Here is a 21559-nt window from a genome sequence, read left to right as displayed (position 1 = left end):
GGGCGGCACTTCACGTACGCCCCTCGACGTACGTGGCCCCCTCCGCCGGACGTACGCCACCCCCTCCGCGGGGCGTACGACACCCCCGCTGCCCGACGTACGGGGTCGGCTCCGGGTACGCCACCGCGGCGATGGTGCGCCCGATGATCGGTACGTACGATCGAGGCATGGAACCCCGCCCCGGTCTGCCCGTCACGGGCCCGGACTCCCCCGGCGGGCGGTCCCACCAGCGGCATCGCCTCGTCGGGTCGCTGATCAGCGCGGTCGTGGTGGCGTGGCTGATGCTGGTCACCGCTCTCCCCTCCACCATGCAGCGGACCATGCGCTCGCACATGCGCGGGGACCCGATGATGCCCGGACGCTACGACCCGTACGACCCCCGCTACCCCGATCCGACCGGACCCTGGGCGCAGGCGCTGGTCGACTCCCCCTGGCTGCCGGTGCTCGTCACCGCGTGTCTGGTCGTCGGCGCCGGCCTGATGCTGCGGACCCTGCGGCCCCGGCTGGCCTACCTGCTGGTGCTGGGTGGGGTGGCCGCCTACCTGCTGGCCGGCGGTTCGCTGCCGTTCGCCCTGCCCGCCCCGGCCCTCGCCCTGGTCTCGCTCACGGCCAGCCGGCCGGGCCGCGCCTGGACCGCCTGGATACTGGCCCTGGTGCCGATGCTGTGGGCGGTCGCCTGGCGCCAGCCCTACCTCGGGCTGACCAGCCCGTGGCTCTACCCGGCGATCATCTTCGGCTGTGCGGCGATCCTGGTGCCGACCCTGGTCAGCGAGACCCGCCGCACCCAGAGCGTCGCCCGACGACAGGCCCACGAGGAGGAGATGCGCCGGGTCGCCTATCGCGAACGGCTCCGGCTCGCCCAGGATCTGCACGACGTCGTCGGCCACAGCCTGTCGACGATCTCCCTGCAGGCCGGGGTGGCGCTGCGGTTCCTCGACGACGACCCGGCCCAGGCGCGCGCCTCGCTGGAGGCGATCCGGACCAGCGCGAAGGACTCGCTGACCGATGTCCGCCGCACCCTCGGCATCCTCCGTGACCCCCAGGAGACCGCGCCGCTGGCCCCCGGCCCGACCCTCGACCGGCTCGACGACCTGATCGCACCGCTGACCGCCGGCGGGGCCGCGATCACCCTGCGGCGCGGGCCCGGGCTGGTGAGCAGCGTGCCGCTGGTGGTGCAGCAGGTCGCCTACCGCATCGTCCAGGAGGGGCTGACGAACGCCGTACGCCACGCGCCGGGCACACCGGTGGACGTCCGGATCGACCGCGACGGCGATCGGCTGCGGGTCGAGGTCCGCAACGGCGGCCCGGCCCCGGCGCACCCGATCGTCGAGGGCAACGGCCTGCGCGGCATGCGCGAACGCGTCGCCACCCTCGGCGGCACCCTGACCCTCGACGACTCCGGCCCTGGTGGGGTGACGATCACCGCCGTACTACCGCTCGGCGTGGGCGGGAGCATGCCCGGACGGTCGGCGGCTGGACCCTCGGCGGGAGCAGGACCGTCTGCTGGCCCGGCGCCCTCCGCAGCGGCGGGGCCTTCCGCAGGCGTGGCACCGTCCGCAGACGCGGCGCCCTCCACGGGCCCGGGAGCGTCTGCTGGCCCGGGACCCTCCGCAGGCGTGGCACCGTCCGCAGGCGTGGCACCCTCCACGGGCCCGGGAGCGTCTGCGTCGTCGGCGGCGGCACCCTGGAGAACGACCGCTGGCTCCCTCGATGTCGGCGCCTCCGATTCCGGTGGCTCCGCCGATTCCAGCGACTCCGCCGACTCCAATAACTCCGCCGATTCCAGTGACTCCGGCAGCAGAAACGGGCAGCAACGATGACCGACGAACACCCGACCACGCCCGGCGCCGGCACTCCGATCACCGTGCTCATCGCCGACGACCAGCCCCTGGTCCGGATGGGCCTGCGGGCCCTGGTCGACGCCGAGCGCGACATGACCGTGGTCGCCGAGGCCGGCACCGGGCTGGAAGCGGTCGCCCGGGTCAAGGACCTGCATCCCGACGTGGTGCTGATGGACATCCGGATGCCCGAGTTGGACGGCATCGCGGCGCTGCAGCGGATAGGGGCCGACCCGGCCTGCGCGTCGACCCGGGTGGTGGTGCTGACCACCTTCGAACTCGACGAGTACGTCTTCGCGGCCCTGCAGGCCGGGGCCGCCGGATTCCTGGTCAAGGACTCCGAACCGGACGACATCCTGCGCGGGATCCGGCTTGCCGCCAGCGGTTCCTCACTGCTGTCGCCGAGCGTGACGCGTACGGTGATCGCCACCTTCACCGGCGCCGCCCCCGCCGTACGCTCCGACGAGCGGCTCGCCGTGCTCACCGAACGGGAGCAGGAGGTGCTGACCCTGGTCGGCGAGGGCCTCAACAATGCCGAGATCGGCGACCGACTGGTGGTGAGCACCGCCACCGCCCGCACCCACGTCAGCCACATCATGGCCAAGCTCGGCGCACGCGACCGCCCCCAACTGGTGGTGATCGCCTACCGGACCGGGCTCGTACGTTAGACGTACGCTCCGCCCGCGACCCTGGCCGACCCGTCATCCCGACTGCCGGTCGTCCCAGCCCGCCCGTCGTCCCAGCCCATCCCATGGTCCCCGCCCAGCCCTTGGACCCGGCCAACCCCTGGGCCCGGCCGATGCCCCCACACAGGCCGACGTACCTCCAGGACGCTCCCCTTCCTCGCATCTGCCGCCGGAGCTCCGTCGCACAACTTCAGCAACGTCGACCAACACGAACAACATCGGCCACCGCAGGCGAAGGTGGCCCAGACGTGGCCCTGGCCACCCGTCCCCTGGCCGAATCCCCCGGCCGACACGCGGTCCCGGCGACCCCATCGCCCAGACCAACCGGTTGTCCCGGCCCAGCCCTGGACCCGCCCAACCCTGGACCCGCCCAACCCCTGGGCCCGGCCAGCCCCTGGGCCCGGCCAACCCCTGGGCCCGGCCGATGCCTGGGCCCGGCCGATGCCCCCCGCACAGACCGACGTACCTCGAGGACGCTCCCCTTCCTCGCATCTGCCGCCGGAGCTCCGTCGCACAACTTCAGCAACATCGACCAACACGAACAAGGTCGGTCGATGCCGGCACCGTCGGCATTCTGCCTCATCAAGCAACCAGTTGCAGACCACCGCAGCATCTTGCAGTCCACCGCACCAGCTTGCAGACCACCGCACCAGCTTGCAGACCACCGCAGCAGCTTGCAGACCACCGCAGCAACGCAACCGGCATCGGGCTGCGGGATCGCACCCTCGATCCCGCAACCCGATGCCGACCAGCTGCGCCCCCGGCGTTGACCGGGCTCGGCCGGCCCAGGCAGACACCCCAGCCGACCCGGTCAGGCGGACAGCGCGGGCGACTGCCCCCACCGACGCGGCTCAGCCGACCAGTCCGGGCAGCTCGGGCGACCGGGCACGGCCGACCGGACACAGCCGACCAGACCGGGCAGCTCGGGCGACCGGGCACGGCCGACCGGACACAGCCGACCAGACCGGGCAGCTCGGGCGACCGGGCACGGCCGACCGGGCACAGCCGACCAGACTGGGCAGCTCGGGCGACCGGGCACGGCCGACCGGGCACAGCCGACCACCTCAGGCGGACAGCCGCTCCGGCTCTTCCAGTGCCGCAGCGACGGTGAACGGCGCCCCGGTCCGGGCCCGGACATCGGCGACCGTGACCCCCGGTGCCAGTTCGCGCAGCACCAGGCCGGTGGGCGTGACGTCCAGGACGCACAGGTCGGTGATGATGGTGTCCACCGCCCCGCGAGCCGTCAGCGGCAGCGCGCACTCCGGGAGGATGCGGGGCTCGCCGTCCTTGGTGACGTGTTCCATCAGCGCGATGATCCTGCGGGCGCCCTGCACCAGGTCCATCGCACCGCCCATGCCGGTCACCTTGCGGCCCGGGATCATCCAGTTCGCGATGTCACCGGTGGCGCTGACCTGCATCGCGCCCAGCACGGCGACATCGATCTTGCCGCCGCGGATCATCCCGAAGCTGGTGGCCGAGTCGAAGGTGCAGGCCCCGACCCGCATCGTCGTGGTGATCTTGCCGGCGTTGATCAGGTCGGCGTCCACCTCGTCGTCGTACGGTGCCGGCCCGAGCCCGAGGACGCCGTTCTCCGACTGCAGGACGACCTCCACCCCGTCCGGCATCTGCCCGGCGACCAGGGTGGGGATGCCGATGCCGAGGTTGACGTAGTCGCCGTCGTGCAGTTCGGCCGCGGCACGGGCGGCCATCTGCTCCCGGGTCAGGCCGTACGTCCGCGATCCCTCGACGCCCGCCCCCGCAGCCCCCGCGCCCGAGCCGCGCTCGGCCTCGCGGGAGCGTACGTGGCGGAACTCGATCGGCTTGTCGGCGGCCTGGGCCGGGGTGAGCGGCACCACCCGGTGGACGTAGATGCCGGGCAGGTGGATCTCCTCGGGGCGCAGTTCGCCGGGCTCCACCAGCTCCTCGACCTCGGCGATCGCAATGGTGGCGCACTGGGCCGCGAGCGGGTTGAAGTTGGCTGCCGAGCGGCGGAAGACCAGGTTGCCGTGCCGGTCCCCCTTCCAGGCCCGGACCAGGCCGTACTGGGTGGTGACGGACTCCTCCAGGACGAACTCGCGGTCCTCGCCCCGGAAGGTCATCCGGCGGGTCTCCTTCGGCGCGGAGACCTTGACGACCGCCCCGGTCTCGTCGTGCAGCAGCGGCAGGCCGCCCTCGCCGACCGGCGAGCCGGTGCCCGACGCGGTCCAGAAGGCGGGGATGCCCGCTCCGCCGGCCCGCATCTTCTCGGCCAGGGTGCCCTGCGGGACGGGCTCGAACTCGATCCGGCCGGTCAGGTACTGCCGTTCGAACTCGTGGTTCGAGGACACGTACGACCCGGTGAACCGGCTGATCCGCCCGGCGCTGACGAGCCGGCCCAGCGAGATGTCCTCGCCGGCACTCTGGGCGCCGGGATTGTTGGAGACGACCCGCAGGTCGGTGGCGCCCTGGTCCAGCAGGGCGCCGATGAGCACGTGCGGGGATCCGCAGCAGCCGAAGCCACCCACGGAGATCACCGCACCGTCAGGGATGTCGGCGACGGCCTGGGCGGCAGTGGGGACGACCTTGTCCATGTCTGTCAGCTCCTCTGTGGTTCCGGTGACGGGTGCCCGGGCTCAGGCGAACGCGCCGACGCCGGTGATGGATCGTCCGATGATCAACGACTGCACCGAGTCGGTGCCCTCGTACGTGTGCAGGGCCTCGAGGTCGGCCAGGTGGCGGATCACATGGTTCTCGAGCAGGATGCCGCTGCCCCCGAGCAGGTCGCGGGCGTCGGCGGCGACCGTACGGGCCGCCCGGGTGCACTGCACCTTGGCCATCGAGGCCTGTTCGGGGCGCAGCCGGCCGGCGGTGTCGAGGTCGGCGATCCGCCGGCAGTGCAGTTGCATGGTGACCAGCGAGCCGAGCATGGTGGCCAGCCGGTCCTGGACCAGCTGGTAGGACGCCAGCGGCCGGCCGAACTGCACCCGGGTGCCGGCATGGGCCAGCGCCGCCTCGTAGCAGGCGGTGGCGTGCCCGAGTGCGGCCCAGGCGATCCCGGCCCGGGTGGCCATCAGCACCCGGGACACGTCCCGGAACGAGTGCGCATGTGGCAGCCGGGCCGCGTCGGGCACCCACACGTCGGTGAGGGTGATCAGCGCCTGCGGGATGCCGCGCAGGCTGACCTTGCCGGTGATCGTCTCCGCGGCGTAGCCGGGGGCGTCCTGCGGGACGACGAACCCGTTGACCTTCCCCTCCTCGTTGCGGGCCCAGATGATCGTCATGTCGCCGACCGACCCGTTGCCGATCCAGCGCTTCTGGCCGTTCAGCACCCACCCGTCGCCGGAGCGTACGGCACTGGTCTCCAGGCCGACGGCGTCGGAGCCGTGCGCCGGCTCGGTGAGGCCGAAGGCACCGAGCTTCTCCGCCCGGGCGAGCGGGCCGAGCCACTCCTCCTGCTGCTCGGGCGAGCCGAGCAGGTGCAGGGAGCGCATGGTGAGGCCGCCCTGGACGGCGGTGACGGTCGCCAGCGACCCGTCGATCCGGGCCACCTCCATGTTGACCAGGCCGGCGGCGAGCGGCGACAGTGGCGCGCTGCCGCCCGGGACCGGCACACCGTCGGCGAGCAGGTCCAGCTCGCCCATCCGGCGGACCAGGTGCAGCGGATACTCGGCCTTCTCCCAGGCCTCATTGACATCCGGGAACGCGTCGTCGGCGAGCGTACGGGCACGGTCCCAGGCCGCCCGGTCCGCGCCGGCCACATCGGCGAAGACGTCATAGAAGTCGGTGGTCGGGCCCGCTGCGGCCACGGTCGCAGTGGAGGCGGCCGCGGTGGGGGTGGATGAGGCGATCGAGGTGGCGGTGGTCGAGGTGGAAGTGGTGCGGGTGACGGCGGGAGCAGACATCGTTGTCGTTCCTTCCAGTGGTGGGGTGATCGAGCGTGGGTCGGTGCAGGGGGGCATCCAGTGGGTCGGTCGGTCAGCGGTGGGCGGAGGTCGGGATCGGTCGGTCAGCGGTCGGTGTAGTCGTGGAAGCCGCGACCGGTCTTGCGGCCGAGGCGGCCGAGGTCGCACATCCGGCGCAGGACGCCGGGGACGACGGCCGCAGGGTCGCGGGTCTCGGCCCAGATCGCGTCACCGGCATCGCGGATGATGTCGAGGCCGATCAGGTCGCACAGCTCCAGCGGGCCCATCGGGTGCCCGGCGCCGAGCTTCATGGCGGTGTCGATGTCCTCGGCCGAGGCGTAGCCGGCCTCGTACATCCGCACCCCGGCCATCACGTACGGCACCAGCAGCCGGTTGACGAGGAAGCCGGGGCTGTCCCCGACGACCACCGCGATCTTGCCCAGCCGGTTGCCGGCGAGATCGCGGGCCGCCGCGGTGACCTCCGGCGCGGTGGCGAGGGAGGGGATGACCTCGACCAGGTCCATCCGCGGCACCGGGATGAAGAAGTGCAGGCCGAGGAAGCGCTCCGGCCGACGCAGCCGCCCGGCGAGGGTGGAGATCGGGATCGAGGAGGTGTTGGAGGCCAGTACGGCGTCCGCGTCCAGCAGTTCCTCGACGGCGCCGAGCACGGCATGCTTGAGGTCGACGAGCTCGGGGACGGCCTCGACGACCAGCGGCTGGCCGGCCAGATCGGCCGTCGTGGCGGTGGTGGTCAGCAGGGCCAGCATCGGCTCGACCTGCCCGGCCTCAAGGGTGCCCTTGTCGACCGACTTGAGCAGGCCCTTCTCGATGGTGCGCCGGGCCGAGGCGAGCGCGCTCCCGGTGGTGTCACAGAGCGTCACCGGCAGGCCGCCGCGCAGGGCGGTCTCGGCGATCCCGCGGCCCATCGAGCCGGCGCCGATGACACCGATCCGGTCGATCGGCCGGACGGTGCCGCTGCCGATGGCGGGCACTCTGTCGGTGCCGGTGGCAGGGCCAGGGGCGCTGCCGGGGACCGTGCCGGTGGCGGCGTGGTGCTCGAGTCCGATGGTCATGCGTCGTACCTCCTCAACAGTGCGGCGATGGCCTGCCCGCCGCCGATGCACAGGGAGACCACCGCGTACTCCAGGTCGCGGCGGGTCAGGTCGAGGGCGGCGCGCAGGGTGAGGATCGCCCCGCTGGCGCCGACCGGGTGGCCCATGGCGATCGCGCCGCCGTAGGGGTTCGTCCGCTCCGGGTCGAGCCCGGCGTCGCGGATCACCGCGACCGCCTGGGCGGCGAAGGCCTCGTTCAGCTCGATCACGTCCACATCGGCAGGGGTCAGACCGGTCGCGTCCCACAGCTTCGCCAGGGCATGCACCGGCGCGTAGCCCATCAGCTCGGGCTCCATCGCCGCGACCGTCACCTCCTCGAGGGTGGCCAGCGGACGCTGTCCGTGGTCGAGGGCAGCCGACTCCCGGGCCAGCACCAGGGCGGCCCCGCCGTCGTTGACGCCGGAGGCGTTGCCGGCGGTGACGGTGCCACCCTCGCGGAAGACCGGGCGCAGCGAACCGAGCCGGTCCAGGGTGGTGTCGGGGCGGGGATGCTCGTCGGTGTCGACCACGACGGGCCGGCGGCCGGAGACGGTCACCGCGGTGATCTCCTCGGCGAACGCCGCCTGCGCCGCGGCCGTGGCGGCCCGCCGCTGGCTCTCCAGGGCGAACTCGTCCTGGGCGGCCCGGTCGACGCCGTAGCGGGCGGCGACGTTCTCGGCGGTGACCCCCATGTGCTGGTTGCTGAACGGGTCGGTCAGCATCGCGACCGTGCCGTCGAGCAGCGTACGGTCGCCCAGCCGATTGTTCCCCCGGGAGCCGTACTCGAGGAACGGCATCCGCGACATCGACTCGTTGCCGCCGGCGACCACCACATCGGCGGCGCCCCAGACGATCCGCTGGGCGGCCGACCACACGGCCTGCAGGCCGCTGCCGCACAGCCGGTTCACGTTGTACGCGGGGGTGCTCACCGGCAGATCAGCGGCCAGCGTCACCCGGCGGGCGTTGTAGGAGTCCGGGCCGACCTGGCCGATGCAGCCCATCACGACCTCATCGACCCGGTCGGGGGCGGTGCCGGTGCGGGCCAAGGCCTCGCGGACCGCGGCGGCGCCGAGCTCGTGGGCGGGGACCTCACGCAGGCAGCCGCCGTACGAGCCGATGGGTGTCCGGGCGCCTCCCAGCAGGACCACTCTGTCCCTCTGTGTCATCTCACTCCGTTCGTCGGACGGGTCGGGGCCCGTCGTGGTCCGGTCGGTCACCGGGGCTGACTGCGTCACCGGGACCGGCCACGTCTCGGGGGTCGGACCCCGGACCTACCGAGCGATCGCTCGGTAGCAAGAGTGTGACCCGGAACACAAGGCATGTCAAGCAGGTCACATCTGCCGCCATGAGCGGACACCCGGCGGGGCGGTCGCGGCCCGTACGATCACAGGACCCCCACCCCCGAGGAGCCACCGTGGACGATTCCGACCGGCCGGACGACTGGCGTGATTTCGGTCGCGAGACCTTTCCGCCGTTGCTGCGCGGGGCGCTGACCTGTTTCGCCGGGCAGGGCTACCACGGCACGACGATCCGGACGATCGCCGCCGCGGTGGGCCTGTCGGTGCCGGGGCTCTACCACCACTACGCCTCCAAGCAGGAGCTGCTCGCGGCGGTGATGGAGCAGGCCATCGGCGACCTGCTCACCCGGACCCGGGCGGCGGTCGACCGGGCCGGTGACGATCCGCTGCGCCGGTTCGACGCCGTGGTGGAGAGCCTGGTGCTGTTCCACGCCCACCGCCGCGACGAGGCGTTCGTCGCGGCCAGCGAGCTGCGGGCCCTGGAGCCGGCCCACCGGGAACGCCTGGTGGGGATGCGTGACGAGCAGGAGGGGCTGCTCTACGCCGCGGTCGCCGACTGCGTCGCGCGCGGGGACTTCCCGGCGACAGCGGCCCGCGAGGCCGGGCGCGCGGTGATCACGATGTGCACCGCGGTCGCCACCTGGTACCACATCAGCGGCCCGATCGCCCCGGAGGAGCTCGCCGCGACGTACGTCCTGCTGGCCCGCCGGACGATGGGGCTGCCCGACCCGGGCACCGCCGGTTAGACTCAGTCCCGGCCGGCGCACCGCCGCCAGGGGGAGGATCGTCCATGCAGGGGAAGCCACGCGGCTTCGACAAGGCCATACAACTCATCGAACGCGGCGTCGACATCCCCAACCCGTGGAGCATCGACATCGGCGACGACGTCGATGTCGACCGGATCTCCGCCGACGGCGTGACGATCCACCCGGGCTGCCGGATCCATGGCGCCTCGACCGTCATCTCCGCCGGGGTCCAGCTCGGTGAGGAGGCCCCGGTCACCCTGCAGGACTGCCGACTGGGCCCGGACGTACGCCTCAAGGGTGGCTACTTCTCCCGCTCCGTCTTCCTGGAGGCCGCCTCGATGGCGCTCGGCGCCCATGTCCGGGAGGGCACCCTCCTCGAGGAGCAGGCCGGTGGCGCCCACACGGTCGGGCTGAAGCAGACGATCCTGTTCCCGTTCGTCACGCTGGGCAGCCTGATCAACTTCTGCGACGTCCTGATGGCCGGCGGCACCAGCCGCCGCCACCACAGCGAGGTCGGCTCCTCCTACATCCACTTCAACTTCACCCCGGACGGCAACAAGACCACCGCCTCGCTGTTCGGCGACGTGCCGCGCGGGGTGATGCTCGACCAGCCACCGATCTTCCTCGGCGGCCAGGGCGGCACGGTCGGGCCGGTCCAGGTCGGCTTCGGCACCGTGGTCGGCGCCGGATCGATCCTGCGCGACGACGTCCGGGAGGACGGCCTGCTGGTCCTCACCCCGCCGACCGACGGGATCCGCCGCCCCAACACGCCGCGCCGCTACAAGCGGCTCGCGCCACTGCTGGAGAAGAACATCGGCTACGTCGCCAACCTGCTCGCGCTCGAGGCGTGGTACCGCGGGGTCCGCCGGCCGTTCTTCGCCGCCCAGGAGTTCGGCGAGCTGGTGCTGGAGGGGGCGCTGGAGATGCTGGAGTCCGCCCGCGAGGAGCGTACGAAGCGCCTGGCCGCCCTGATCACGACGATCGCCCCGGACACCGAGGGCCGCCGCCAGCTGGTCGAGCACCGGGCCGAGCTGCTCGAGGCCTGCACGCCGGACCGGATACCGGCACCGCTGCTGATCGTCCCCGAGGCACTGGCCGCGCCGCTCGCCACCGCGGCGGTGGCCGGCACCCCGTACATCGCCGCCGTCCAGGCGCTGGACACCGCGGCGAAGGAGGCGGGCACCGGCTGGCTGCAGGCGATCATCGACGACACCTGCACCCGGGCCGCGGGGCCGGTCCCCGACATGGGCCTGTTCGAGACCGCTTGAGATCGCCCGGTGACGGGTGCCCGGCGGCCGCGCCGGGCACCCGTCCCGCGGCGACACACGTCCGGTGGACCCCCGGCAGACGTCCCGGCCCCGGGTGACAAGATCACGTCGGGCGAAGACCCGGCAGCAGAAGGAGACACAGCAGATGGGCAAGTTGTTCGGCACCGACGGCATCCGCGGCGAGGCCAACCGATATCCGATGGACGCGATCACCGCCTTCCGTCTGGGCCAGGCCGTCACGCACGTGGTGCGCCGGGACAAGCCTGCCGCGCACCGGGTGCGGATCGTCATCGGCAAGGACACCCGGATCTCCGGCGACATGCTGGAGAGCGCACTGGTGGCGGGCGTCACCTCGATGGGCGGCAATGTCGAGAGGGTCGGCGTGCTGCCGACCCCCGGCATCGCGTACATGACCGAGTCGATGCGCGCCGACGCCGGGTTCGTCGTCTCCGCCTCGCACAACCCGTACCAGGACAACGGCATCAAGGTCTTCGCCGGCACCGGCTACAAGCTCTCCGACGAGGACGAGCACGAGATCGAGGAGCTCATCCTCGGTGACCGGCTGGACTCCCTGGCGGCCGCCGCGCATGACCTCGGCAGCGCCCACCGGCTCGAGGACGCCGTCGGCCGCTACACCGTCTTCCTGAAGAACACCTTCCCCCGAGAGCTGTCGATGGAGGGCTTCAAGGTCGTCCTCGACACTGGCAACGGCGCCACCTACCAGGTCGGCCCGGCCATCTTCCGCGAGCTCGGCGCCCAGGTCACGGTGATCCACGACGAGCCGGACGGCTACAACATCAACGCCGACTGCGGCTCCCAGCACACCCAGGACCTGCGGGCCGCGGTGCTGGCGAACGGCGCGAACGTCGGGCTCGCCTTCGACGGTGACGGCGACCGGCTGATCGCCGTCGATGAGCTGGGCAACGAGATCACCGGCGACCAGATCCTCGTCGTCTGCGCCAACCAGCTGCACGCCGAGGGCCGGCTCAGGAACGACCTGCTCGTCTCGACCGTGATGAGCAACCTGGGCATGACCGTGGCCTGCGAGAAGTACGGCTACAAGCACCATGCCGCCAAGGTCGGCGACCGCTACGTGCTCGAGGACATGCGCCGCCTCGGGGCCAACCTGGGCGGCGAGGACTCCGGCCACGTCATCTTCCTCGACCACCACACCACCGGCGACGGCGAGCTCACCGCCCTCCAGGTGGTGGCGACGATGCTGAAGACCGGCAAGCCGCTGTCCGAGCTGGCCGCCGCAATGGACGTCTTCCCGCAGGTGCTGGTGAACATCGACGTGCAGCGCAAGCCCGCCATCGACACCGTCCCGGCGCTGGTCGCCGCCATCGAGCAGGCCGAGACCGACCTGGCCGGCAAGGGCCGGGTGCTGGTGCGCTACTCCGGCACGCAGAACCTCTGCCGGGTGATGGTGGAGGGGCCGACCAAGGAGCTGACCGCTCGCTACGCCGCGTCGATCGCGGACACCGTCCGCGCCACCATCGGCTGAGCGATGTCCTCCCTCGACCCGGTCCTCACCGAGCTGGCGGACCGGGCGCTGCGGGCGACCTCCTTCCGCGGGCCGCTGACCGGCTCCCAGCTGCACGAGGCGCTGGGAGCGGCCGGTTTCCCGCTGTGGAAGGCCTGTCTGGGCGACGAGCGACTCGCCCACCGGGTGATCGGGAAGCGCTACGTACGCCTCGACATCAAGCTCGACGGGTACGTACGGCTCTCCCCCTCGATCCTGCGTGAGTTCCTCACCTATACCGTGGTGGGGCCGGCCGACCGGCCGGAGGCGCTCGACGAGGCGGCGGCCGCGCTGGCCGATCACATCGAGCAGGTCAGCCGGCGCAAGCTCTACACGGCCCGCCGGATCATGGCCGACATCACCCGTCCGTTCCTCGCCGACCCGCAGCTCGCCGGGCACTTCTGCGTCGCGATCGCCGGCGACATCGTCTACGGGATGGCGCACGACGTGCTCCGCCCCGAGCGGTCCACCGGGATCCTGGTGCAGGGCTCCGACCTCGACATCGTCGTCCTGGTGGCCGACGACGCCCCCGACGGGCTCGCCACCGCACTGGACGAGGCGATCTATGCCAAGAAGTACTTCTACCTGCGCAATCCGGGCTTCCGCGAGGAGCTGGACTACATCGTCAAGCCGCTGTCGACGTTGCGGCGCCAGACCGCGCTGGGCGACTTCCACGACATGGTGGCCTGCAAGGTGTGGGCGGAGAGCCGGCTGCTGACCGGTGACGAGGCGCTGTTCCGGGCCGGCAAGCAGGTGCTGGCGGACGCCGGGGTGGTCGACCGGCTGCACCGGGTGGCCCGGGCCGCCACCGAGACCCGGGCGGCCCAGCAGCAGCGCCTGCTCGCCGTCCGCGACGACGAGCTGTGCGACGACGACATGGGGTTGTTCTACACGGCCGAGGAGTCCGAGGAGTTCCGCTGAGCGGCACGCGCCCGACGGACCCACTGGGGTCGGTCGGGACGCCACACGGCCGGACCAGGCCCTGCGTCCACGAGGCGCCGCCTCCGGGACACGAGTCCCCTCCCCCAGAAGACGAGTTCGTGCTACCTCCGGGACACGAGCCCCCTCCCCAGAAGACGAGTTCGTGCTACCTCCGGGACACGAGCCCCCTCCCCAGAAGACGGATTCCTGCCGCCTCCGGGACACGAGTCCCTGCTGCCTCCGGAACATGAGACGCGGATCCAAGGCATGAGAGCCGTGACCGCTCAGAGACCAGGGCGAGACCGTGCCGTGATCCAGACCGACCCTGCGACCCGATTTCGTGATCCGCATCACATCATCCTGAGGGTTTCCTGAGGTTCGTCCGGCAGGGCGGGACCGCCACCCGAAGTCGCCACGACAGGCGTCCGGCAAGGGGATTCAGTCCGGCGCAAGGTGGAGTCAAGGGTGGCACCGGGGCCCCTGACCACCCCCCTCCGGGAGTCCCCGGACCCCGCCACCCCGGACACCTGGGCTGTTATCGGTTTGTGATCTTGTCGCCGGTCGGGTTAGCGTGACGATCGCGTGGTCGCATCCAGGGTCCATGCCGCGGGCGGTCCGCCTAGTTCTGCCGCCGCTCGTGTCCGTTGTCATCAACGTCCAGGCAGAAGCGGGGGAACCACTTGTGACCGGCCCACCAGGTCGGCCTTGGGGTGAAGCCGACGGGGACCACCACATCCCCTGACGCCGGGTGCCTCCCACCCGAACCCGACAGCTCACTTCGCAGGCGTACGGAGGCCCCCCATGTCGCAGTCCCTGTCCATCACGCCGCGCCGCAGCGCGGGCACCGCCACCAACCGCACTTGGCGCGCCCATTCCCTGGCCGCCCACAGCGCCGGGTACACCGACACCTCGGCAGCCCGCCGCGCCGGCATCGCTGCTGTCGCCGGCCTCGTCACCCTCGGTGGCGCCGGCGCCGCCCCGATCGCCGCACACGCCGAGGGCTCCGCCCCGGCCGGTGCCACGACGACCACCATGGCCGCGGTCACCAGCAGCACGTCGTCCTCGAGCTCCGCGACGACCCGCCACACCACCGTCGCGCTGAACGTCCGCACCGGCGCCGGCACCCAGTACAACCGGGTCACCACCCTGCCGAAGGGGACCTCGGTGACCACCACCGGCGTCACGACCGACGGCTGGACCGAGATCAACTACAACGGCGCCAAGCGCTGGGTCGCCACCCGCTACCTGACCGACGGCGTCCCGCGGTCCGGCAGCTCGCCGGCGGGCACCAAGGCCACCGCCACCTCGACGAAGTCGACGGCGTCGGTCGACGTCTCCTCGCTGTCCGGCACGCGCGCCTCGATCGTCAAGGCCGCCTACAGCGGCGTCGGCTCCGCCTACGTCTACGGCGGCACCAAGTTCGGCGCCTGGGACTGCTCGGGCTTCACCCAGTGGGTGTACGCCAAGGCGGGCGTCAGCCTGCCGCGCACCTCGTACGCCCAGCCCGGCGCCCTGAAGCGCACCAGCACCCCGCAGCCCGGCGACCTGGTGCTGCAGAACGGCGGCGGCCACGTGGGCATCTACGTCGGCAACGGCATGATGATCTCCGCCCTGAACCCGCGCGAGGGCACCCAGGTGCACCCGGTCAGCTGGATGCCGGTCAGCGGTTACTACACCGTGGCCTGACACTCGTTCCGGCTTCACGGGAACTTCCTCGATGCCCCCGGCACTCCGCCGGGGGCATCGTCACGCCCGGGGCGTCCTCACGTCCGGGGCATCGTCACACCCGCGGCGTCATCCTGCCTGGGCGGCGTCACGTCCGGGGCATCGTCACACCCGCGGGCGGCGTCATCCTGCCTGGGCGGCGTCATCATGCCGGGGCGTCGCAGCATTCAGCGACAGCGGCCGGGCAACCTGGCTGACGCAGCCACGTAGACCGACGTACCGCGCATAGGCCGACGTTCGCCAACTTCGACGCCCTTCCTCCGTCGGCCTGCTCGAGGAAGGGCGTCCGTCCTGAGAATCGTCGGTCAACGCGCAACCGTCACCTCGCCCCACCCCCTGCGCCGCCAGCCGCCAGCCGCCAGCCGCCAGCCATCAGCCATCAGCCATCAGCCATCGGTCACCGACCACCGACCACCGACCACCGACCAAGGCCATCAACACCGCCGGGAGAGTGACCACAGAGGGTGACCAGGGGCGCTCGTTCAATCCTGTGAATACCCCTCGGGGGTACAGGCGAAACGGCGTCATTACGTGGGTCACCCACCTCCCCCTCACAGAAATGTCGAACATTCAAATACACAGCTGCATCGACTCCTACATAACGTCGTACTACCTCTGACGGTGATGTACTTTTCATCCGTACCCCCCAAACCAATGGAGAGGAAGAGGGAACGATCATGGAACGCACCGTCTACGGTGTTCTGAGCCGCGTGGCAGCCGTCGTGCTGGTTCTCGTGGGTGTCGCTGCCATCATCGGCGGCACTTGGGCCCATGGATACGTGAAGAATCAGCTGTCGTCGGAGCGCATCACCATGCCCGCCGGCGCTGCCCTCACGAACGACGACATGAAGGCCGCACTGACCAAGTACGCCGGCACCCCGCTCGACAACGGCCCGAAGGCCGAGGCCTTCGCCAACCACTACATCCTCGAGCACATGAACGCCTCGAGCAGCGGCAAGACCTACAACGAGATCTCCGGCCAGTACCAGACGCTCTCCAAGGACACCAACGCCGACCCGGCCCAGGTCAAGAAGCTCGGTGACCTGCGGCAGAGCCTGTTCATGGGTGACACCCTGCGCGGCATGCTGCTGACGGCGTACGCCTGGTGGCTGGTCGGGACCATCGCCCTGTGGGCCGGCATCGCCCTCGTGGTCATCGCCGTCATCCTCGGCATCCTCGGCTGGGGCCCGCTGCGCAGCAAGTCCTCCACCACAGCCTGACCCCACGGCCCCACGGACGGACACACCCCCCACAGCGCGCCCCCACGGACGGCGCACCGTTCACAGCGCACCACCCGCGTAGACACAACCGCGGACCCCGAGCTCGGGGTCCGCGGTTGTTGTTCCTGCCGGCGAGGGCGCCCGGTCAGACCGTGAGTGGCCACGCGGCGCCCCGCCAGCACAAGTAGTCACATGGCACCCGGCCAGCGCAAGTAATCAGACGCACCCGGTCGGATGGACCCGGTCGGATGGACCCGGTCGGATGCACCCGGTCGGACGTGAGTGGCCACGCGGCGCCCGGCCAGCGCAAGTGGTCACGCGGCGAGCGGGCGCACCAGGCCGCCCGGGACGTCGCGGAGCACCGCGGCGATCTCCGGGAGCAGTTCACGGAAGACGCTGGTGCGACGCCACAGCAGGGCGATGTCGCGGTGCGGCGCGGGATCGGCGAAGCGCCGCAGGGCGATCCCCGGGTTCGGGGTCACCGGCGGCGCGACGGCCAGTTCGGGCAGCAGAGTCGCCCCCACCCCCGCGGCGACCATGTGCCGCAGTGTCTCCAGACTGGTCGCCCGGAAGCCCACATGTTCGGTCGCCCCGGTCTCGGCGCAGATCTCGAGGGCCTGGTCGCGCAGGCAGTGCCCCTCGGTGAGCAGCAGCAGGTCCTCCCCGGCCAGCGCCTCGGGATCGAGAGGGCCGTCGCCCTCGGCGACCGCGTCCCCCACCGGCGCGGCGAAGATGAAGTCCTCGCGGAACAGCGGTTCGATGTGCAGGGTCTCGTCGACGACCGGCAGGGCCACCGCCGCAGCGTCGAGGGCACCGCTGCGCAACTCATCCAGCAGCACCGCCGTCTTCTCCTCGACCAGGAGGATCTCCAGGCCCGGGAAGCGGTTGTGCAGCTCGGGCACGACGTGCGGCAACAGGTACGGCCCGAGGGTCGGGAACAGGCCGATCCGGATGGTGCCCGCGTGCGGCTTGCGGGCCTGCCGGGCCAGCGCACGGATGTCCTCCGCATCGGCCAGGATGCGACGGGCCCGGACGACCACCGCCTCGCCCACCGCGGTGAAGATGACGCTACGTGAGCTGCGCTCGATCAGCACCACGCCGAGCTCGGACTCCAGCTTGCGCAGCTGCGTCGACAGAGTGGGCTGGCTGACGAAGCACGCCGCCGCCGCACGCCCGAAGTGGCGGTGCACATGCAGCGCCACCAGATACTCCAGGTCACGCAGGTTCATCGGGTCCTCCTCCGCGAGAGGGTGGCACCGACCCCCCAGATCGGTGCCACCCGCCGTTCGACGTCCGTACGCTCGACATCCGTACGCTCGACGTCCGTACGCTCAAGTGCTCATACGGTCAGCGCGTCCGTTGTGCGACGCGCGTACGGTCAGCGTGCCGCCGCGGCCACCGGCGCCGAGGTGCGGATCATGTGCTCGAAGGCGCTCAGCGCCGCCGTGGCGCCGGACCCCTCGGCGATGACGATCTGCTTGAACGGGACGGTGGTGCAGTCGCCGGCGCCGTAGATGCCGGGGATGCTCGTCGCGCCCTTCTCGTCGATGACGATCTCGCCGCGCGGCGTCAGCTCGACCGAGCCCTTCAGCCACTCGGTGTTGGGCAGCAGGCCGATCTGGACGAAGACGCCGTCGACCGCCAGGGTGTGCAGCTCGCCGGTCCGGCGGTCCTCGTACTGCAGCCCGGTCATCTGCGCACCGTCGCCGTCGACCTCGGTGGTCCGCGCGGAGGTGACGACGTCGGTGTTGGGCAGGCTGTCCAGCTTGCGCAGCAGGACATCGTCGGCCTTCAGCTGATCGAGGAACTCGACCACGGTCACGTGTTCGGTGACACCGGCCAGGTCGATGGCGGCCTCGACCCCGGAGTTGCCGCCGCCGACCACGGCGATCGGCTTGCCCTTGAACAGCGGGCCGTCACAGTGCGGGCAGAACGAGACGCCCTTGTTGCGGTAGTCGGCCTCACCGGGGACGCCCAGCGTACGCCACCGGGCGCCGGTCGCCAGGATGACGGTGCGGGCCTGCAGGCGCCCGCCGCCGTCGAACTCGACGGTGTGCAGCTCGCCGTCGAGGCCCGGGACCAGCCGGGAGGCCCGGACACCGGCGATCTGGTCGATGTCGTACGCGCTCATGTGCTCGCCGTACGCGGCGCCGAGCTTGGGGCCCTCGGTGTAGACCTGCGAGATGTGGTTCTCGATGGCCATCGTGTCGAGCACCTGGCCGCCGATGCGGTCGCACGCCATGCCGGTGCGGATGCCCTTGCGGGCGGCGTAGATCGCCGCCGCGGCACCGGCCGGGCCGCCGCCGATGACGAGCACCTCGTACGGGGCGCGCGCGTTGAGCTTGTCGGCGGTGCGGGCCGCGGCGTGGTGGTCGAGGCGCTCGACGAACTGCTTCATGTCGGTCCGCCCGGAGCCCCACTCCTCCCCGTTCAGGTAGATGGTCGGGACGGCGAGGATGCGCCGCTCCTCGACCTCGTCCTGGAAGAGCGACCCCTCGACGGCGACGTGCTTGATCCGCGGGTTCAGGACGGCCATCGCGTTCAGCGCCTGGACGACCGTCGGGCAGTTCTGGCAGGTCAGCGACATGTACGTGACGAACTCGTAGTCACCGTCGAGGTCCTTGACCGCCGCGATCGTCTCGGCGTCCTCCTTGACCGGCACGCCACCGACCTGCAGCAGCGCCAGGACCAACGAGCTGAACTCGTGGCCCATCGGGATGCCGGCGAACCGGATGGAGATGTCCGCCCCCGGCCGGGTGATGGCGAAGGAGGGGCGACGCTCGTCGTCGTCGGCGCGGACGTGGGTGACCAGATCCGACAGGCCGGCGATCTCGTCGAGCAACTCGGCCAGCTCACGCGACTTCGGACGGTCGTCCAGGGAGCTGACGAGCTCGACGGGCTCGGTGATCTTCGTCAGGTACTGCTCCTGCAGCTGGGTCTTGAGGGTGGCGTCGAGCATGGGATCCTCCGAGTGTCGGGTCGACGGGCGGCGCGCTGGTGACGCGCCCGGGCGAAAGGGCCCCGATCGGACGGCCGGGGCGGGGTTTGAGGAGGGAGCGGGGTGAACGGCCGGTGGGCGCCCGGTCGGACCGGGCGCCCACCGTTCACCTCTGCACATGCCCGGAGCGTCTCCGGGCGGGCCCGATCGGATCGATCGGACGGGGGCAGATCAGATCTTGCCGACGAGGTCGATGCCCGGGGTGAGGGTCTTCTCGCCCTCTTCCCACTTGGCCGGGCAGACCTCGCCCGGGTGGGCGGCGACGTACTGGGCGGCCTTGATCTTGCGGATCAGCTGGCCGGCCTCACGGCCGATGCCCTCGGCGGTCGTCTCGATGTACTGGATGGTGCCCTCGGGATCGACCAGGAAGGTCGCGCGGTCGGCCTGGCCGGCGCCCGGACGCATGTTGTCGAAGTTGTTGGTGATGGTGCCGTTCGAGTCGCCCAGCATGTAGTACTGGATCTTGCCGACCTCCTCGGAGGAGTCGTGCCAGGCCTTGTGGACGAAGTGCGAGTCGGTCGACACGGAGAAGACCTCGACGCCGAGCTTCTGCAGCTCCTCGTAGTGGTCGGCCATGTCACCGAGCTCGGTCGGGCAGACGAAGGTGAAGTCGGCCGGGTAGAAGAAGAAGACGGACCACTTGCCGACGGTGTCCTTGTCGGAGACCTCGACGAACTTCCCCTGGTGGAAGGCCTGCGTGGTGAACGGCAGGATCTTGGTGTTCATGAGCGACATCGGGTGAACCCCTTTGAACTAGGTGGCTTGCTGAATGCAATACAGAGTCTATATCGCAAAAAGTCAGATCGATAGGCATTTTCGATCGAACCTGTGGATCGGACCATAGGCTCCGCCTATCGACCTGACCTTGGCCCACGCCATTCGGTGTGGGTCAGGATGCATGTCGTCTGATCGGGGCTCGGTCGTACCGGACGGCGGGCCCTTGCCCGGTCGACAGGACTCTCGCCTCTGCCGGGCGGACCGGACGTCCGACCGGACGATGGACCGGACGGATAGCCTGGAGGCACGCTCCTGACCGAGGATGGATCATGGCTTCTGGAAGGTTCTACCTGGACAAGGCCGACCCGGAGAACTGGGCCGCCACCAACACCTGGTCCGCCCGGATCGCCGGATCGGCCCGGGACGCCGGCCTGCACCCGGCAGTGATCGAGTTGATGAGCGTGCGCATCTCCCAACTCAACGGCTGCGCGTACTGCCTCGACGTGCACGGTCGCAAGGCCCTCCAACTGGGCATCACGGCGCAGCAGCTCTCCGTACTGCCGAGCTGGCGGGAGGCCGACGAGCTGTTCTCCGACCTCGAGCGGGCCGCCCTCACCATCGGCGAGGCGGCGACCGAGCTGCCCGACCCGGAGCTGCGCAGGGCCGAACTGGCCCGGGCCCGCGCGGCACTGACCGACGCGCAGTACTCGGCCCTGCAATGGGTGGCGATCCGGATGAACGTCTACAACCGCATCTCGATCCTCAGTGAGCATCCGGTCCGCCCACGCGAGTGAGGTCCGCCGACGACCGACCCACACGCGTGACGTCCGCCGACGATTCACGCCGGCGGACGCCGACCGGGTAGGGTGGGCGACCGAAAGGGAGTAGTCCCCAACAGTCGTGTCGACACACTGGCTCTTGCCCGGCACGACGGGCCATCGATGATGGCGGACGAGACTTTCGACCGCTCACCCCACCCATCGGACGGGGACGGTCGGAGTCATCCCTGTTCCGGGCTGCCTGCGGCCGCGCCCGGAGAGGATCCCTGTGAACGCCCTGCTCCTCAGCATCGCCGTCATCTTCGTCGCCGAACTCGGCGACAAGAGCCAGCTGATGGCGATGACCTTCGCCGCCCGCTACCGCCCCCGCGACGTGCTGATCGGCATCAGCATCGCCACGGCGATCGTGCACCTGGTGTCGGTCGGCATCGGCTTCTTCATCGGCGACGTGTTCGCCCAGTGGCAGGGCGGCATCGCCATCGTGGCGGGCATCGCATTCCTGGCGTTCGCGGTGTGGACCCTGCGCGGCGACGAGCTCACCGAGGCAGAGGCCGACAAGGCTCGCAACGCCAAGGGGTTCTCGCTCGTCGCCGTCGGCAGCGCGTTCTTCCTGGCCGAGCTCGGCGACAAGACGATGCTGGCCACCATCACCCTGGCCACCCAGGAGAACTGGTTCTGGACCTGGGTCGGCTCGACCATCGGCATGGTCGCCGCCGATGCCCTGGCGATCCTGGTCGGCTTCATCCTGAAGCGGAAGCTCCCGGAGAAGGCGATCAAGTACGGCGCGGCCGCCCTGTTCGTCCTCTTCGGCCTGGCGCTGATCGGCGAGGGCACCGGGGTCTTCGGCGGCTGAACCCGTACGGCCTCAG

General features: G+C 71.0%; 18 protein-coding genes, 1 pseudogene and 1 riboswitch. Of the genes and pseudogenes, 10 read left to right on the top strand and 9 right to left on the bottom strand.

Going from position 1 to position 21559, the window contains the following annotated elements; translation table 11 throughout:
- Window positions 1-10 precede the first annotated feature (10 nt).
- Window positions 11-169 carry a hypothetical protein gene (locus tag VB059_RS01390; protein WP_323420231.1) on the bottom strand — a complete coding sequence of 53 codons (159 nt, stop codon included), beginning with the start codon at window positions 167-169 and terminating at the stop codon, window positions 11-13.
- Here VB059_RS01390 and VB059_RS01385 point away from each other — a divergent pair.
- Together VB059_RS01385 and VB059_RS01380 are read left to right on the top strand one after the other, a co-directional pair.
- Window positions 168-1820 (top strand): sensor histidine kinase, encoded by a 1653-nt coding sequence (locus tag VB059_RS01385; RefSeq protein WP_323420230.1) that lies wholly within the window; start codon window positions 168-170, stop codon window positions 1818-1820. The two genes, VB059_RS01390 and VB059_RS01385, sit on opposite strands and share 2 nt — an antisense overlap.
- A complete protein-coding gene (locus VB059_RS01380) occupies window positions 1817-2506 on the top strand; it encodes a response regulator transcription factor (RefSeq protein WP_323420229.1) in 690 nt (229 codons plus the stop codon). Before VB059_RS01385 ends, VB059_RS01380 begins: the two co-directional genes overlap by 4 nt.
- Window positions 2507-3588: 1082 nt before the next feature.
- On the opposite strand, the gene VB059_RS14500 is transcribed toward VB059_RS01380, so the two are convergent.
- The 5 genes and pseudogenes from VB059_RS14500 to VB059_RS01360 form a co-directional block, all read right to left on the bottom strand.
- Window positions 3589-4233, bottom strand: coding sequence for a 3-oxoacid CoA-transferase subunit B (locus VB059_RS14500; protein WP_416339470.1), 645 nt, complete (start codon window positions 4231-4233; stop codon window positions 3589-3591).
- 153 nt (window positions 4234-4386) lie between these two features.
- A pseudogene (locus VB059_RS14495) lies at window positions 4387-5094 on the bottom strand (CoA transferase subunit A); the annotation flags it as partial.
- A 42-nt stretch (window positions 5095-5136) separates the two neighbouring features.
- Window positions 5137-6405 (bottom strand): acyl-CoA dehydrogenase family protein, encoded by a 1269-nt coding sequence (locus VB059_RS01370; RefSeq protein WP_323420227.1) that lies wholly within the window; start codon window positions 6403-6405, stop codon window positions 5137-5139.
- A 104-nt stretch (window positions 6406-6509) separates the two neighbouring features.
- Window positions 6510-7478 carry a 3-hydroxyacyl-CoA dehydrogenase family protein gene (locus tag VB059_RS01365; protein WP_323420226.1) on the bottom strand — a complete coding sequence of 323 codons (969 nt, stop codon included), beginning with the start codon at window positions 7476-7478 and terminating at the stop codon, window positions 6510-6512.
- Window positions 7475-8662 (bottom strand): thiolase family protein, encoded by a 1188-nt coding sequence (locus VB059_RS01360; protein ID WP_323420225.1) that lies wholly within the window; start codon window positions 8660-8662, stop codon window positions 7475-7477. The genes VB059_RS01365 and VB059_RS01360 overlap by 4 nt, the downstream gene beginning before the upstream one ends.
- 248 nt (window positions 8663-8910) lie before the next feature.
- Here VB059_RS01360 and VB059_RS01355 point away from each other — a divergent pair, with 248 nt between their 5' ends.
- The 6 genes from VB059_RS01355 to VB059_RS01330 all read left to right on the top strand — a co-directional run bounded on the left by VB059_RS01355 (window position 8911) and on the right by VB059_RS01330 (window position 16196).
- Window positions 8911-9540 (top strand): TetR/AcrR family transcriptional regulator, encoded by a 630-nt coding sequence (locus tag VB059_RS01355; RefSeq protein WP_323420224.1) that lies wholly within the window; start codon window positions 8911-8913, stop codon window positions 9538-9540.
- Between the two features lie 44 nt (window positions 9541-9584).
- Window positions 9585-10808: a UDP-N-acetylglucosamine pyrophosphorylase gene (locus tag VB059_RS01350; protein ID WP_323420223.1), complete on the top strand. Its 1224-nt coding sequence runs from the start codon at window positions 9585-9587 to the stop codon at window positions 10806-10808.
- Between the two features lie 145 nt (window positions 10809-10953).
- Entirely contained in the window at window positions 10954-12312 is a 1359-nt protein-coding gene (gene glmM, locus VB059_RS01345; RefSeq protein ID WP_323420222.1) for a phosphoglucosamine mutase, read from the top strand.
- Window positions 12313-12315: 3 nt separating this feature from the next.
- Window positions 12316-13251, top strand: a complete 936-nt coding sequence (locus VB059_RS01340) for a hypothetical protein (RefSeq protein ID WP_323420221.1) — start codon at window positions 12316-12318, stop codon at window positions 13249-13251.
- 638 nt (window positions 13252-13889) lie between these two features.
- Window positions 13890-14050, top strand: a riboswitch (cyclic di-AMP (ydaO/yuaA leader).
- A 2-nt stretch (window positions 14051-14052) separates the two neighbouring features.
- Complete coding sequence (locus VB059_RS01335; RefSeq protein WP_323420220.1) at window positions 14053-14937, top strand: C40 family peptidase; 885 nt, start codon at window positions 14053-14055, stop codon at window positions 14935-14937.
- Window positions 14938-15653: 716 nt separating this feature from the next.
- Entirely contained in the window at window positions 15654-16196 is a 543-nt protein-coding gene (locus VB059_RS01330; RefSeq protein WP_323420219.1) for a hypothetical protein, read from the top strand.
- Window positions 16197-16510: 314 nt separating this feature from the next.
- On the opposite strand, the gene VB059_RS01325 is transcribed toward VB059_RS01330, so the two are convergent.
- From VB059_RS01325 to ahpC, 3 genes are all read right to left on the bottom strand, one after another.
- A complete protein-coding gene (locus VB059_RS01325) occupies window positions 16511-17425 on the bottom strand; it encodes a LysR substrate-binding domain-containing protein (protein WP_323420218.1) in 915 nt (304 codons plus the stop codon).
- 149 nt (window positions 17426-17574) lie between these two features.
- On the bottom strand, window positions 17575-19155 hold the full coding sequence (ahpF, locus tag VB059_RS01320; protein ID WP_323420217.1) for an alkyl hydroperoxide reductase subunit F: 1581 nt from the start codon (window positions 19153-19155) through the stop codon (window positions 17575-17577).
- 210 nt (window positions 19156-19365) lie between these two features.
- Complete coding sequence (gene ahpC, locus VB059_RS01315; protein ID WP_323420216.1) at window positions 19366-19929, bottom strand: alkyl hydroperoxide reductase subunit C; 564 nt, start codon at window positions 19927-19929, stop codon at window positions 19366-19368.
- 311 nt (window positions 19930-20240) lie between these two features.
- On the opposite strand from ahpC, the gene VB059_RS01310 reads away from it, so the two are divergent.
- Together VB059_RS01310 and VB059_RS01305 are read left to right on the top strand one after the other, a co-directional pair.
- Window positions 20241-20705, top strand: a complete 465-nt coding sequence (locus VB059_RS01310; protein ID WP_323420215.1) for a carboxymuconolactone decarboxylase family protein — start codon at window positions 20241-20243, stop codon at window positions 20703-20705.
- Window positions 20706-20958: 253 nt separating this feature from the next.
- On the top strand, window positions 20959-21543 hold the full coding sequence (locus tag VB059_RS01305; RefSeq protein WP_323420214.1) for a TMEM165/GDT1 family protein: 585 nt from the start codon (window positions 20959-20961) through the stop codon (window positions 21541-21543).
- Window positions 21544-21559: the final 16 nt, after the last annotated feature.

Origin of the sequence: Raineyella sp., from assembly GCF_034933565.1 — a bacterium.
Lineage (GTDB): Bacteria > Actinomycetota > Actinomycetes > Propionibacteriales > Propionibacteriaceae > Raineyella.
The sequence above is the reverse complement of the archived record's forward strand: the minus strand, read 5'-3'. Positions and strand labels throughout refer to the sequence as shown.

Bases quoted from the DNA above. Each gene is read 5' to 3' on its own strand.
- VB059_RS01330 (WP_323420219.1), top strand. From the start codon at position 15,654: ATGGAACGCACCGTCTACGGTGTTCTGAGCCGCGTGGCAGCCGTCGTG.
- VB059_RS01380 (WP_323420229.1), top strand. From the start codon at position 1,817: ATGACCGACGAACACCCGACCACGCCCGGCGCCGGCACTCCGATCACC.
- ahpC (WP_323420216.1), bottom strand. From the start codon at position 19,929: ATGTCGCTCATGAACACCAAGATCCTGCCGTTCACCACGCAGGCCTTC.
- VB059_RS01385 (WP_323420230.1), top strand. From the start codon at position 168: ATGGAACCCCGCCCCGGTCTGCCCGTCACGGGCCCGGACTCCCCCGGC.
- glmM (WP_323420222.1), top strand. From the start codon at position 10,954: ATGGGCAAGTTGTTCGGCACCGACGGCATCCGCGGCGAGGCCAACCGA.
- VB059_RS01335 (WP_323420220.1), top strand. From the start codon at position 14,053: ATGTCGCAGTCCCTGTCCATCACGCCGCGCCGCAGCGCGGGCACCGCC.
- VB059_RS01310 (WP_323420215.1), top strand. From the start codon at position 20,241: ATGGCTTCTGGAAGGTTCTACCTGGACAAGGCCGACCCGGAGAACTGG.
- ahpF (WP_323420217.1), bottom strand. From the start codon at position 19,155: ATGCTCGACGCCACCCTCAAGACCCAGCTGCAGGAGCAGTACCTGACG.
- VB059_RS01390 (WP_323420231.1), bottom strand. From the start codon at position 169: ATGCCTCGATCGTACGTACCGATCATCGGGCGCACCATCGCCGCGGTG.
- VB059_RS01340 (WP_323420221.1), top strand. From the start codon at position 12,316: ATGTCCTCCCTCGACCCGGTCCTCACCGAGCTGGCGGACCGGGCGCTG.
- VB059_RS01365 (WP_323420226.1), bottom strand. From the start codon at position 7,478: ATGACCATCGGACTCGAGCACCACGCCGCCACCGGCACGGTCCCCGGC.
- VB059_RS14500 (WP_416339470.1), bottom strand. From the start codon at position 4,233: ATGGCCGCCCGTGCCGCGGCCGAACTGCACGACGGCGACTACGTCAAC.
- VB059_RS01360 (WP_323420225.1), bottom strand. From the start codon at position 8,662: ATGACACAGAGGGACAGAGTGGTCCTGCTGGGAGGCGCCCGGACACCC.
- VB059_RS01325 (WP_323420218.1), bottom strand. From the start codon at position 17,425: ATGAACCTGCGTGACCTGGAGTATCTGGTGGCGCTGCATGTGCACCGC.
- VB059_RS01370 (WP_323420227.1), bottom strand. From the start codon at position 6,405: ATGTCTGCTCCCGCCGTCACCCGCACCACTTCCACCTCGACCACCGCC.
- VB059_RS01350 (WP_323420223.1), top strand. From the start codon at position 9,585: ATGCAGGGGAAGCCACGCGGCTTCGACAAGGCCATACAACTCATCGAA.